This window comes from Clostridium sp. YIM B02555, assembly GCF_022320955.1.
Lineage (GTDB): Bacteria > Bacillota > Clostridia > Clostridiales > Clostridiaceae > Clostridium > Clostridium saccharoperbutylacetonicum.
Map to the genome: position 1 here is coordinate 430,023 of NZ_JAKJJY010000003.1, position 14,236 is coordinate 444,258.

General features: G+C 28.9%; 13 protein-coding genes. 10 read left to right on the forward strand and 3 right to left on the reverse strand.

Going from position 1 to position 14,236, the window contains the following annotated elements:
• The first annotated feature begins 11 nt into the window (after positions 1 to 11).
• The 6 genes from L3B98_RS07535 (at position 12) to L3B98_RS07560 (ending at position 6,011) form a co-directional block, all read left to right on the forward strand.
• On the forward strand, positions 12 to 1,685 hold the full coding sequence (locus tag L3B98_RS07535; protein WP_238916154.1) for an adenylyl-sulfate reductase subunit alpha: 1,674 nt from the start codon (positions 12 to 14) through the stop codon (positions 1,683 to 1,685).
• Positions 1,675 to 1,989 (forward strand): ferredoxin family protein, encoded by a 315-nt coding sequence (locus L3B98_RS07540; protein ID WP_015393055.1) that lies wholly within the window; start codon positions 1,675 to 1,677, stop codon positions 1,987 to 1,989. Before L3B98_RS07535 ends, L3B98_RS07540 begins: the two co-directional genes overlap by 11 nt.
• Positions 1,990 to 2,150: 161 nt before the next feature.
• The gene (gene cysD, locus L3B98_RS07545) at positions 2,151 to 3,050 is read left to right on the forward strand and encodes a sulfate adenylyltransferase subunit CysD (protein ID WP_238916155.1); all 900 of its coding nucleotides are present in this window, start codon (positions 2,151 to 2,153) and stop codon (positions 3,048 to 3,050) included.
• A gap of 1 nt (position 3,051) precedes the next feature.
• On the forward strand, positions 3,052 to 4,776 hold the full coding sequence (locus tag L3B98_RS07550; RefSeq protein WP_238916156.1) for a GTP-binding protein: 1,725 nt from the start codon (positions 3,052 to 3,054) through the stop codon (positions 4,774 to 4,776).
• A 256-nt stretch (positions 4,777 to 5,032) separates the two neighbouring features.
• Positions 5,033 to 5,278, forward strand: coding sequence for an AbrB/MazE/SpoVT family DNA-binding domain-containing protein (locus L3B98_RS07555; RefSeq protein ID WP_015393058.1), 246 nt, complete (start codon positions 5,033 to 5,035; stop codon positions 5,276 to 5,278).
• 109 nt (positions 5,279 to 5,387) lie between these two features.
• Positions 5,388 to 6,011, forward strand: a complete 624-nt coding sequence (locus L3B98_RS07560; RefSeq protein WP_015393059.1) for a flavodoxin family protein — start codon at positions 5,388 to 5,390, stop codon at positions 6,009 to 6,011.
• 107 nt (positions 6,012 to 6,118) lie between these two features.
• Here L3B98_RS07560 and L3B98_RS07565 read toward each other — a convergent pair whose 3' ends face one another.
• Positions 6,119 to 7,378 (reverse strand): helix-turn-helix domain-containing protein, encoded by a 1,260-nt coding sequence (locus L3B98_RS07565; protein ID WP_238916157.1) that lies wholly within the window; start codon positions 7,376 to 7,378, stop codon positions 6,119 to 6,121.
• Between the two features lie 211 nt (positions 7,379 to 7,589).
• On the opposite strand from L3B98_RS07565, the gene L3B98_RS07570 reads away from it, so the two are divergent.
• Positions 7,590 to 8,531, forward strand: coding sequence for a flavodoxin family protein (locus L3B98_RS07570; RefSeq protein ID WP_238916158.1), 942 nt, complete (start codon positions 7,590 to 7,592; stop codon positions 8,529 to 8,531).
• 117 nt (positions 8,532 to 8,648) lie between these two features.
• Here the strand turns inward: L3B98_RS07570 and L3B98_RS07575 are convergent, their stop codons facing one another.
• Positions 8,649 to 9,071 carry a MarR family winged helix-turn-helix transcriptional regulator gene (locus L3B98_RS07575; RefSeq protein WP_238916159.1) on the reverse strand — a complete coding sequence of 141 codons (423 nt, stop codon included), beginning with the start codon at positions 9,069 to 9,071 and terminating at the stop codon, positions 8,649 to 8,651.
• A gap of 755 nt (positions 9,072 to 9,826) precedes the next feature.
• Here L3B98_RS07575 and L3B98_RS07580 point away from each other — a divergent pair.
• Positions 9,827 to 10,333: a CarD family transcriptional regulator gene (locus tag L3B98_RS07580; RefSeq protein WP_238916160.1), complete on the forward strand. Its 507-nt coding sequence runs from the start codon at positions 9,827 to 9,829 to the stop codon at positions 10,331 to 10,333.
• A 214-nt stretch (positions 10,334 to 10,547) separates the two neighbouring features.
• Complete coding sequence (locus L3B98_RS07585; protein WP_238916161.1) at positions 10,548 to 11,324, forward strand: class I SAM-dependent methyltransferase; 777 nt, start codon at positions 10,548 to 10,550, stop codon at positions 11,322 to 11,324.
• Positions 11,325 to 11,445: 121 nt separating this feature from the next.
• On the opposite strand, the gene L3B98_RS07590 is transcribed toward L3B98_RS07585, so the two are convergent.
• The gene (locus L3B98_RS07590) at positions 11,446 to 12,282 is read right to left on the reverse strand and encodes a histidinol-phosphatase HisJ family protein (protein WP_238916162.1); all 837 of its coding nucleotides are present in this window, start codon (positions 12,280 to 12,282) and stop codon (positions 11,446 to 11,448) included.
• Positions 12,283 to 12,605: 323 nt separating this feature from the next.
• On the opposite strand from L3B98_RS07590, the gene L3B98_RS07595 reads away from it, so the two are divergent.
• Entirely contained in the window at positions 12,606 to 14,024 is a 1,419-nt protein-coding gene (locus L3B98_RS07595; protein ID WP_238916163.1) for a glycoside hydrolase family 1 protein, read from the forward strand.
• The last annotated feature ends 212 nt before the right edge of the window (positions 14,025 to 14,236 follow it).

Below are 14,236 nucleotides of genomic sequence, written 5' to 3' on the forward strand. Positions count from 1 at the left end.
GAGGATAAAGCATGAAAATAGAAAAACTTCAAACTGATGTCTTAATCATTGGTGGTGGGACAGCAGGATGTTATGGAGCAATTACCATAGCTGAAAATTCTAATAAGAGCGTTATAGTTTTGGACAAGGCTAACATAAAGCGAAGTGGCTGCTTAGCAGCTGGTGTTAATGCACTTAATGCGTACATTGTAAAGGGAAGAAATCCACAGGATTATGTTGATTATGCAAAACAAGATGCAGAAGAAATAGTTAGAGAAGACTTGCTTTTAACAATGTCAGAAAATCTAAATAAGGTTACTAAAAGACTTGAAGACTTTGGACTCGTAATATTAAAAGATGAAAATGGCGAATATGTAGCTAGAGGGAACAGAAATATAAAAATTAATGGTGAGAATATAAAACCATTATTAGCAAATGAAGTTACAAAACATTCAAATATTAATGTTTTAAATGGAGTAAATGCAATTGAGTATATAGTAGAAGACAATGAAATAGTAGGTGCTTATGCTGCATCAGTCCATGAAGATATATTTTATGTAATAGAAGCAAAGGCAGTAATTTGTGCAACAGGAGGAGCAGCTGGATTATACAAACCCAATAATCCTGGTTTCTCAAGACATAAAATGTGGTATAGTCCATTTAATACAGGTGCAGGTTTTGCTATGGGAATAAAAGCTGGAGCAGAAATGACAACTTTTGAAATGAGATTTATAGCTTTAAGGTGTAAGGATACTATATCGCCTACTGGAACTTTAGCTCAAGGAGTTGGAGCAGAACAGGTAAATGCTTTAGGCGAAGAATATCAATATAAATACGGAAATACTACAGCTCAAAGAGTATATGGAACAGTTAAAGAGACTTTAGAAGGAAGAGGGCCTTGTTATTTAAAAACTGAAGGAATAACAAAGAAACAAGATGAAGATTTAATGAAGGCATATCTTAACATGTCTCCAAGCCAAACTTTAAAATGGATTGAAAATGGCAAGGGACCAAGTGAAGATAATGTTGAGATAGAAGGTACTGAACCATATATTGTTGGAGGTCATACAGCAAGTGGATATTGGGTTGATACTGATAGAAGCACAACAATTAAAGGTCTTTATGCAGCAGGAGATGTAGCAGGAGGATGTCCACAAAAATATGTAACTGGAGCTTTAGTTGAAGGTGAAATAGCAGCGTTAGCAGCTTTAAATTATATAGATGGAAAAGAAAATAAAGAGATTAAAGAAGAAGTTATAAAAGATAAAGTTAATTATATTAATAAGTTCTTAAATAATGAAAAAGATTTATTTGGTATTGATGACTTAGAAGAAGCTATGCAAAAAGTAATGGATACTTATGCTGGTGGAATAGGAAGTCATTATCAATATAATGAGACGCAATTAAACTTAGCTGAAGAAAAAATAGAAAACCTTGAATCTTTAAGTGAAAATTTAAAAGCTGAAGATATGTATGAGTTGATGAAAGTCTTTGAATTAAAAGAGAGACTAACAGTTTGTAAAACTGTTATAGCTCACTTAAGAGCAAGAAAAGAAACTAGATGGCATAGCTTTGGAGAAAACCTAGATTATCCAGAAAAAGATGATGACAAATGGTTAAAGTATGTTAATTCTAAATTTGAAGATGGAAAAGTAAAAATAATCTTTAGAGATTTAATAAATGGTGGTGATAAATATGAGCATTAAAATTGATAAAAATCTCTGCGTAGGTTGTACAAAATGCAAAAATGTTTGTCCAGGAAATTTAATAACTATGGATGAAGATAATAAAGCAATCATCAAATACCCTAAAGATTGTTGGGGCTGTGCATCTTGTATAAAAGAATGTAAAGCTCTTGCTATAAAGTACTATTTAGGTGCTGACATGGGTGGAAAAGGAAGTCTGCTTTATGTAAAAGAAGATAAGGATATTATGTCTTGGATAATTGAAAAGAGTCATGGAGAGAAAAAAATAATAGAGGTTAATAAGAAAAACTCCAACGAATACTAGGAAGCAGTTTATAGGTATGGTTGAAAAGCCTAGGGCTTTTTGGAAAAGAGATTGGAAATATTATATATAAAAAAGTACGCAGCACAATTAGGAGTTTTTTACCTAAAATGCAGGTTAAAGCATTAAGCATAATAAATTTTAATAAAACAGGGGGATTACTAATGAGTGAATTATCACATCTTGACAAATTAGAAGCAGAAGCAATTTATATTATTAGAGAGGTAGCAGCAGAATGTGAAAAGCCAGTAATGTTATATTCTATTGGTAAAGATAGTTCTGTTATGCTACACCTTGCAATGAAAGCATTTTATCCTGAAAAGCCACCATTTCCTTTTATGCATATTGATACTACATGGAAGTTTAAAGAAATGATTGAATTTCGTGATAAGACAGCAGAAAAATTAGGAATTGAGATGATTGTTCATTCAAATGACGATGGTATAAAGCAAGGAATTAATCCTTTTGACCATGGATCAGCTTATACTGATATCATGAAAACACAGGCTTTAAAACAAGGTTTAAGTAAATATGGCTTTACAGCAGCCTTTGGTGGTGGCCGTCGTGATGAAGAAAAATCTCGTGCGAAGGAAAGAATTTTCTCTTTTAGAAATGAAGCACAAGCCTGGGATCCTAAAAATCAGAGACCAGAAATGTGGAAACTTTATAATACTAAAATTAATAAAGGTGAAAGTATGAGAGTATTTCCAATTTCAAACTGGACTGAAAGCGATATTTGGCAATATATAAAGCGTGAAAATATTGATATAGTTCCTTTGTATTATGCAAAAGAAAGACCATGTATTGAACGTGATGGAAATATCATTATGGTTGATGATGATAGATTAAAGTTATTACCAGGCGAAAAGGTAGAACACAAAAAGATAAGATTTAGAACCCTTGGTTGTTATCCATTAACAGGTGGTTTTGAATCAGATGCAGTTACTTTAGATGCAATAATTGAAGAAACCCTTAGTGCTGTATCATCTGAAAGAACGACTAGAGTTATCGATAATGAAGCAGCAGGCAGTATGGAAAGAAGAAAGAGAGAGGGGTATTTCTAAGATGAAGAGTTTATTAAAGTTTATAACATGTGGTAGCGTAGATGATGGTAAATCTACTCTTATAGGACATATTTTATATGATTCAAAGCTTTTATATGCAGATCAGGAAAAAGCTTTAGAATTAGATAGTAAGGTTGGTAGCAGAGGTGGAGCAATAGATTATTCTCTATTATTAGATGGTTTAATGGCAGAACGTGAGCAGGGAATTACAATTGATGTTGCATATCGTTACTTTACAACTGATAATAGAAGCTTTATTGTAGCAGATACTCCAGGACATGAAGAATATACTAGAAACATGGCTGTTGGAGCATCTTTTGCAGAACTTTCTATAATATTGTTAGATGCAAAGCAAGGAGTATTAGTACAAACAAGAAGACATGCAAGAATATGTTCTTTAATGGGTGTAAAAAACTTTGTGTTTGCAGTAAACAAAATGGATTTAGTAGGATATAGCGAGGAAAGATTCTTAGAAATTGAAGCACAAATTAAAGGTTTAGCAGAAGAACTTTCTTTAGAGAATGTTTATATAATACCAGTATCAGCTACTGAAGGTGATAATGTTACAAAGAAATCAAAAAATACACCATGGTATGATGGAGATGCCCTTTTACCATATTTAGAAAATGTAGATATCAATACAAAGTCAGAAGAAGGATTCTATATGCCAGTCCAAAGAGTATGTAGACCTAATCATACTTTTAGAGGCTTCCAAGGGGAAATTGAAGCTGGTAGTATTTCTGTAGGAGATGAAATTGTAACTCTTCCTAGTAATGAGAGGGCCTTAGTAAAAAGCATTCATATTACAAACAAAGACTCTCAAAGTGCAGGAAAAGGACAGGCTGTTACAATACAACTTAATAAGGAAGTAGATGTATCTAGAGGATGTGTGCTTACAAAAGACTCAAGTATTGGAACTAGTAAATCCTTTAGTACAAAAATTCTTTGGATGGATGATTCAGAATTAACAGCAGGGAAAGAGTATTTTGTCAAAGTTGGAACAAAGATGTTAACTGGTGTTGTTACAGAGGTTAAATGTAAAATAGATGTTAACACAGGAGAACACTTGCCTACTAATGTTTTAACTAAAAACGAAATAGCAGCATGTGATATTTTACTTTCTGAAAAGATTGTAGTAGATAAATTTGATGCACATAAAACTTTAGGAGAGCTTATTTTAATAGATCGTATTACTAATATGACATCAGCGTGTGGTGTTATAGAAGGTATTAATAATAATGAGATTAAAAATGAAAAGTTTACTTTTGGATATAAAGAACTAAAAGCAAGAGGAGAGCTTTTTGAGGAATTTTATTATGAAGCGGAAACTTCGTCTATATTTAAATATAAAGCAGAAGAAAAAATTTATACTGTTGGTGATGAACTTCCTATAAAAGGTGATAGTTATGAATATCCTGAGAATTTTGATATATTAATTCTTCGTGATTGGATTGCAATTGAGGTTAGAAATAAAAGAATTACTGATATTAAATCAATCGATACTTATGAGTATCAGGAAATTCCAATAATTAATGGAAGAGGCTTTGGAGTAAACGCGTATTCTACTGAGGAAGTAGCAAGTTTCTTAGAAGAATACAAAAATAGTAATGAAAATTCTCCAGGAACTTTTTTGAGAAAATGGACTAAGTTTGAAATTTACAGAAGAATTGCATTTCATAGTACTAATGGAGAAAAATTAGAACAATCTAGAGACTATACAATTTAGAGATAAATAACTATAGAAATCACTATAAAAGTTTAAGCCATACTTATAAAGTATTTTATATGTATGGTTTTATTTATAGAACTTAATAAAAATTCTTTTAAAATTAATATAATTAATTTAAGATGAATATTATTAATAAATTATTAAGTTTTATTGAAAAAAGGAATGTTTTACCAAAAATTGAAAAAATAATACTTTTAATATACTAATTTATATATTATAGTAATAATATAATATAATTAGGAGGGAAGACGATATGAAATCAACAGGAATTGTAAGAAAAGTTGATGAACTTGGAAGAGTTGTAATTCCAAAAGAAACAAGAGAATTACTTTCTATTGCTGTAGGAGATTCGTTAGAAATTTTTAAAGATGAAAATACAGTAATATTAAGAAAATATGCTCCTGGATGTACTTTTTGCGGTAATATGAAAAGCATTACCCAATATAAAGGTGTATTTATCTGTGAAGAATGTATGGAGAACTTAAAATCAAATACATAAAATTGTATGGCATAATTTGATGATAAAAGGGCCTTGATACCGCATGTTCAATTGAATTTGCGGTATTTTGGTATTATGTAATTATATATAATAAGAAGAGGTGTTTTTAATGAAAGTATTGCTTATTAATGGAAGCCCTAAGGATAAAGGTTGTACTTATACAGCTTTAAGTGAAATTGTAAAAGAATTAGAAGAGGAAAATATAGAAACTGAGATTTTTAATGTAGGAAATAAACCAATAAGAGGCTGTATAGGTTGTGGTGGATGCAGAGAAAGTAATAAGTGTGTATTTAATGATGATTGTGTAAATGAGATTATAGAAAAAGCCAAAGAATGTGATGGATTTATCTTTGGTTCACCTGTACATTATGCTGCTGCCTCTGGAGCAATAACCTCAGTATTAGATAGATTTTTCTATTCTTATGGTAAATTTCTTGCAAATAAGCCTGGCGCAGCAATTGTAAGCTGTCGCCGTGGTGGTTCTACAGCTGCATTTGAGCAATTAAATAAATATTTTACCATTTCAAATATGCCTATAGTATCATCTCAATATTGGAATATGGTTCATGGAAATACTCCTGAAGAAGTTAAACAAGATTTAGAAGGAATGCAGACAATGAGAACTTTAGGAAAAAATATGGCCTGGCTATTAAAATGTATTAATGCTGGTAAGGAAGCTGGAATTGAGATTCCAGAAAGAGAAGCTAAAACATTTACTAATTTTATTCGTTAGTAAGGAAAAATTTAGTGATACAATAATTTAATCCATACTCATTCTTAGATATAGATTTAAAATGAGTATGGATTTTTAATTATAAAAAACTTGTAAATAAATTTTAATTAATTAATTAGTTGATTAATTAATTGATTATATGTTAAGAGTTTAAAAGAAAGTTCTAATTTTAGTAATTTATTGGTACTATCAAAAGATATATCAAATAAATTTTGAATTTTATTTAAGCGGTAAAAGAAGGTACTTCTATGTATATTTAGTTTGTGAGAAGTCTCATTTGCATTTCTATTATTTTCTATATAAGTCTTAAGAGTTTCATATAAGTCTGATTTATTCTCTTTATCAAAATCTATAAGCTTTCGAAGAAAAGGATGGATTAAATTTTCTAAGCTTATCTTATACAAACCATTATTAGAATTGCTTGCCATGTAAAACATATAGTATTCAACGTAATCATCAAAGTAATATATATGTTTGTTGCTTTTCATGGATGAAGATAATTCCAAAGTATATATAGCTTGATAAAAGAAGTCTTTAATGAACTTTAAATTTTTAAAAACAAAACTGATTCCACAGTTTAAGTTATTTAATTTTAAAAATTCTAGGAGACTATCTTCAGCAGTGATCACATATTCATTAGAATTACTTACTAGAATTATGATCATGTCTTTGTAATATGCAGCTATAGAATTTCCTAATATATTTTTTAATTGATTAATTAATTGCTGTAATCCAAAATTATGTCTAAAATCGTTATATTTTTGTTTGAAAGGTATAGAGATCATTAATAAATTTTCTTCTAAATTAAATTTACTAAATTGCAATCGCTTTTTGAAATATTCAAGGTTATCAATTTTATTTTCTAATAAATCTACTAAATAATATTCTTCCGCTAAGCCAGAGTTGCTTATAAATAAATTTTCTTTTTGAATTTGTATGGATAGAACCTTGGAGAGTATGTCCGTATATTCTAAATCACTCTCTTTCAATTTCCGAATGCTTTCTAAAACACCAATATAACCAATAGTTATATTATTGATTTTGACAGAGCAAAAAATTAAATTTTGTTCAGAATAATGAAAGAAAGAGTTACTTGTATTATAAATTGTATCGATGCACTTAGATTTTTGCATAAGATTAATTGTATCAAATATAAGATAATTTTCTCCATTGTGAGTTTCAATGCTTGAATTTTCAGCTTCAGCATATTTAGAACGGGTAATAATTCTATAACTTGTATCTAAAAGAAAAATAGGATTTTGCAAAAAGCTTTCGGCTTGATTTAGAATTTCATCTATGGTGTCTTGTGAAAATAAAGTATCATATAAATCTAACTTTTTCTTAGTTAAGTCATTTTTTTCATTCATAAGTATCTCCTAAATTATAATCATATTAGAAAAATGTCTAAGCTATATACAATTTAAAGTGCTTTTTTCAGACTTTTTTCTGATGTAGTCAATTTTCAATCATGTTAATATTATAACAAATGAATTAGTTTTGTAAGTCAAAAATAATTTATAAATTAAATATTGTAGAAAAATAATATAAAAAATTAATGTTACAAAAGGAGATTTAATTATGGCGTTTACTGTATTAGGAATTACTGCAGGAAGAAAGGATTCAAATTCTGAAATTTTACTTAAAGAAGCGTTACTTGCATGTCAGGAACAAGGTGCAGAAGTTAAGATGATAAACTTAAGGGATTATAATATTATAGAATGTTCAGGTTGTACAGCATGTACACATGGTATGACTAATGGAAAGAATGTTGGATGTACTTTAAGTAAAAAAGATGACAAAGAAGCTATTATGGAGGTTATGTTAAATGTAGATGCAATAATTGCATCAGCACCAACATATGATTTAATGCCAACAGCAACATTTTCTAAATTTATGCATAGAAATTTAGCATATGAATCAGCCTTTTTAGAATCTATTGGAGCTATAGAACATAAGGATAGAGTCGCTGGCTTAATTGCTGTAGGGGGTTCTACTCGTTCATGGCAGTCAATGGCCTTAGAAAGTATGCAAGCTACTTGTTTCACAAATGACTTTAATGTTGTAGATATGTATTTAGCAACAAGAGTACCAGCTCCAAAACAATGTTTACTACATGATGATATGCTTGAACGTGCTCATAAGATGGGTGAAAATATAATGAAATCATTAAATACACCAGTAGCAGAAAGAAAATGGCTTGGTGATGAAGGTATGGGATGGTGTCCACATTGTCATTCAAATGCGTTGATTTTAGGAGAACCACAATGGGATGGATTATTGTTCCCAGTTGAATGCCAAGTATGTGGTGCAGGCGGTAATTTAGAAAAGACAGAAGAAGGTAAGTGGAAGTTTGTAATTCAAAAAGATGGATTGAGTCGTGATCGTACAGATACTAAAGGTAGACAAGAACATGTAAAAGAAATTATGCATACACAAGGTGGTTTCTATACAGAAGAAAATTTAGCCACTGTTAAAGAAAAATTTATTAAATATAAAGATTTGAAATTCCCAACAATATAATAAAGTTTATTTTATTTAGAATTAAACCAACTACGTTTGGACTGCTTAATGCTAGCTTGGCATTAAGCAGTTAATTTTACGTTCTATTTTAACTTTTAAAGAGTTGGATGATTTATATTATTTACTGTTTGTAATACTGTTTTCCATAACAAGTTCCATTAACTTTTCAAAAACATCACTTTCTATTTTACTAAAGCCTTCGAGCAGAAAATTATGCCACTTATCTTGGATTTCTATAATCTTAGGATAGATTTTTATAGCTTTTTCTGTAGGAAAAACATTAAATGCACGCCTGTCGAATGAATTTATTTTTTTTGTTATATATCCTTCTGCTTCTAGTTGGCCTAAAAATTTTGTAACTGTACTTTTATCTATAATTAATTTATTGGACAATTCATCTTGTGTCTGTCCTGGAGTTTCGCAGATACAAACTATATATATGAATTGACCGCTTTTTAATTCAAGTTTTTCAAGATTCTCCTTATAAAATATCTGAGTACGACGATGGGCTACAGATATAAATTTTGATAAATTATTCATAAAAAAGCTCCCTTTAATAAAGTTTCAAATGCAACATTGATTTTATAAAAAAAAACTATAAATGTCAATGAAAATACCATAAATACCAGCAAATAATTCTTGTTTCTTGACAAATATGTAGAAGTAGTCTACAATAATAGTTGCATAAGAAACTATTATTGATCGTAAATATATCTGTTTATTCTTAATTGTTACTTATCATGATAATTTTATTCGAGAAAGATTTTTCGAAATAACAATTTTCAAGATAGTGTCTAGTATCATACGTAACTCATCTTTTCCACGAATATTTAGAATTACTAATTTTTTTTATGAAATTTAAAGTTATATATGTTCTAATTATCAATGTTCTCATTATTAATTAATGATAATATTTTTTGCGATTTCTTAAATTGAGATTCAGAAGTAATAATATGTAAAAGGTGTATGTGGTAACATTTATAGGTATGTTTTATCTATAATTATTTTTGTTCAAAAATTATATACATTTATATACATATATGGATATAAAATGAAAAATATTTGCTGAGATAGTAAAATTTGAGGTTAAAATATATTTAATAATGCGCACTGAAATGATTTATTAGAGATTGCAACATTAATGATATGTGTATGGTATAAGTAGATAAAGTCTATAATATTAGTTTTAGTTATGATAAGTAAGTACAAGAAAATTGAATAAAAAGTGTATCTAATTGTAAAGAATAAAGATAAATTGTAATGCTACCAATTATATAAGTTGAGGAGTGAAAATTATGTTTAAAGTTGATGAATACATAATGTGTGCTAGAAATGGTGTATGTAGAGTTATTGATATAGTAGTTCCGGATATAAAAAGAGATAATAACTCAAGTGAATACTATAAATTGCAGCCGGTATATGATAATAAGAGTATCGTATATATTCCAGTTAATAGTGATAAGATTATAATGAGGGAACTAATATCAAAAGAAAAAGCTAAGGATTTAATAAATAATATTAATTTAATAGAAGATTTATCTTTTGCTGACGATAAGGTTCGTGAACAAAAATACAAAGAGATAATACATACATATAAATGTAAAGAATTAATTAAGATAGTTAAAACCTTGTATTCAAAGAAAAAGAAAAGTTCTGTGGAAAAAAGTAGAAATACTACTATTGATAATAAATATTTAAAAGTAGCAGAGGAGTACTTGTTAGGAGAACTTTCAATTTCACTTGATATATCTAAAGAAGAAGTTGAAAATTATATAGTTGAATCTATGAAAAGATATGCATAAATTTTAGTATAAAATATTAACACGTTGATTGATAGAATTGAGGTTCTTGAATCAACGTATTTTTTTGTATTTAGGAATGTGATGAAATTGGATAAGTGGTATAAATTTTAACTATAATATAGTATAATAATTGCTAGGCAATAATAGAAAATTATATGAATAATATTTTTATATGTTTTAAATTAAAATTTATAATAGATAAGGAACAGAAGAAATGGCAAATGAATTAGAAAAATATTACAATAAGTTTTGTGAGGATAAAAGATTAACGAGAAAGTATGCACAAGTTGAGTTTTTAACATCCATGAAGTATATTCATGAATTTTTAGGAAATAATGCTGGTGCTAAAATTTTAGATGTTGGTGCAGGAACAGGTAGATATTCTATTCAATTAGCAAATGAAGGCTATGATGTTACAGCAATTGAACTTGTTAAACACAATTTGGGTATTTTAAAGTCGAAAGGAAGTTCAGTTAAAGCAATGCAAGGAACTGCTTTGGATTTATCAAGATTTTCGGATAATTCTTTTGATATGACTCTGGTATTTGGACCGATGTATCATTTATATAAATTCGAAGATAAAGTAAAAGCACTAGAAGAAGCAAAAAGAGTAACTAAGGCTGGTGGAATTATTTTAGTGGCTTATTGCATGAATGAATATAGCGTAATTACTTATGGCTTTAAAGAAAATAATATTCGCGCAAGTATTGATAATGGAAAGCTTAGTAAGGACTTTCATGTGATATCTGAACCAGAAGATTTATATGAATATGTGAGAATTGAAGATATAAATAAGTTAAATGAAGAAGTAAAATTAAATAGGATCAAATTAATTGCAGCAGATGGTCCAGCAAATTATATGAGACCTGTTTTAAATTCAATGGATGAAGAAACATTTAAACTGTTTATGGATTACCATTTGTCTACTTGTGAAAGACCAGACTTAATTGGAGCAAGTGCACATACATTAGATATTTTAAGAAAAGAATAAATATATACATATATACATATAATAACTGCCAACGTTGAAAATATAAATCCTTGTTGGCAGTTAGTGATATATGTAATATAAATATCTAATGATTAGAATCATTAAATTTCATCAATATATGCTAATCATCTAATGAGTGGTAAATTGGTATCATATTTTCATAAGTGCAATAAGAATTAAAACCTAATTTTTTTAATTCACTTTTTGTAGCTTCAATATAAGCCCCTAAATGCTCTTTTTTATGTGTATCAGAACCAATGGTTAAGATTTTTCCACCAAGGTTTTTATACAATCTTAAAATATCTTTTGATGGTGTTAGATCATTTAAATCATAACGGTGTGATGAAGTATTGATTTCAATACCTTTTCCGTCAGAAATGACAATTTTAAGAATATCTGTAATGATAGTTTTAACTTTTTCAAAAGGATATTCACTGATTTCATCATATCTCTTAATCATATCTAAATGACCTAAGACGCTGTAATTTTTATAATGTTTAACCAGACGTAATATTTCTTGATAATAAAGTTCATTGTATTCTTTTTGGGATTTCTCACTTTGAAAAGCTTGGTTCCAGAATTCTTTATCATCAACTTGATGGCAAGAAAGTATTATAAAGTCAAAGTTATATTGATTAAACAATTTTTGGAAGTTACCAATTGTATGCTTTTGCATACCAAACTCCATTCCTATTTTAATATTAATTTGGTTTTTATATTTTTCTTGAAGAGACTTTATTTCTTTATAGAACTTTGGATAATCAACATTGGCAATAGGGCGTTCTCCATCGTATTGAATTTTTTCGGGTTTATCCCAGTCTGATTTGACCCCATAATCTACATGGTCAGTAATACATATTTCATTTAAACCAATGTCTATAGAATCGTTAACTAAATCTTCCATAATATAGGAAGAATCATCACTATAGTTAGTATGAAGATGATAATCACATAACATAAAATATACCTCCTAGGTTAACTCATATTCTTTTAATTTAACTTAAATTGTAGGTTTATTAATAAAATATCTTATTCTAGCTAATAAAACAACTATTAGTAATTATAATTTCACAATAAGTTATTTTTAAATTATAGAATGAAAAAACAAGATGTTTTATAAAAAAACAAATTTTAAATACTAAGCTTCTGTCACAAAATACTCAAAAGACCACAAATAGAAAGTCGATTATGGTATATTAAGGGTGAGAAACGAAATTAGAATCAAAAAATAATGACTTAATTTACTTTAATTAAGAACAAATATAAATGGAGGTTTTTAATATGTTACATAAGAATTTAAAAAATTTTCCAAAGGATTTTTTATGGGGAGCTTCAACATCAGCTTATCAAGTTGAAGGAGCTAACTTAATTGATGGTAAAGGACCATCTTGTCAAGATATAAAAAAGGTACCTGAAGGAACTTCAGAATTAGATGTTTGTGCAGATCAATACCATCGTTATAAAGAAGACGTTGCTTTAATGGCAGAAATGGGCTTTAAGGTATATCGTTTTTCTATCTCTTGGTCTAGATTAATTCCAGAAGGAACTGGAGCAGTTAATCCAAAAGGAATAGAATATTATAATAATTTAATAGATGAATGTTTAAAACACAATATTATTCCATTAGTTACAATGTTCCATTTTGATATGCCAGCTGCTTTAGATAAACGTGGAGGTTGGTCTAAAAGAGAATCAATTGATTGGTTTGTAAATTTTGCAAAAGTAATGTATGAAAACTTTGGAGATAGAGTTAAATATTGGCTAACTATTAATGAGCAAAATGTATTGACTTTAATGGGAGATGTTATTGGTACAACAATGATACCAGAAGGATGTACAAATATAAGAAAAGAATTATATCAACAAAATCACCATATGCTAGTTGCTCAAGCAAAGGCTATGGCTTTATGTCACGAAATGATTCCAGATGCTAAAATTGGTCCAGCTCCTAATATAGCATTAGTTTATCCAGCAAGTTGCAAGCCAGAAGATAATTTAGCAGCTCAAAATTTAAATGCAATTCGTAACTGGTTATACTTAGATATGGCTGTATATGGTAAGTACAATAATTTGGTTTGGTCATTCTTAGAAGAAATTGATGCTGTTCCAGAAATTCAAGAAGGTGATATGGAAATTCTTGCGTCTGGAAAACCAGATTTTATTGGATTCAATTATTACAGTACAGCTACGGTTGAAGGTTATAATATGGAAAAAGATGCAGCAGGTAAAAAAGATCAACAAAGAGGTATGGATGAACCAGGTGTATGTAAGAGCTTCAAAAATCCTAACTTACAAACAACACAATTTGGATGGGAAATTGATCCTGAAGGTTTTAGAGCTACTGCAAGAGAAATTTATTCAAGATATAGATTACCTTTAATAGTAACTGAAAATGGTTTAGGAGCTTATGATAAATTAGAAGAAGATGGTTCAATTCATGATCCATATCGTATTGAATATTTAAGAAAGCATATTGAACAACTTCGTTTATCAATTACAGATGGAGTAGATATGATGGGATATTGTCCTTGGTCTGCAATTGATTTAGTTTCAACTCATGAAGGTGTTGTTAAGCGTTATGGATTTATCTATGTAGATAGAGATGAATTTGATATGAAGACTTTAGATCGTTATCGTAAAGATTCTTTCTATTGGTACAAGAAAGTTATTTCTACTAATGGTGAAGATTTAAGTGAATAATAAGTAATGTAAAAGAGATTATAACCACTAATCAGTTTAAATTTGATTAGTGGTTTTTTGACTAAACATCAAAATTTGTTGTATTGTTAATATAGATATACAATGCAAGAATTAGACTTATGGAACAATTACCGAGATAAGATACATTTATCTTCCACAGGACTAGTGAAATTTTCGCTGGAAGGTTCTAAGTGGAAGGTTGCACCCATTTC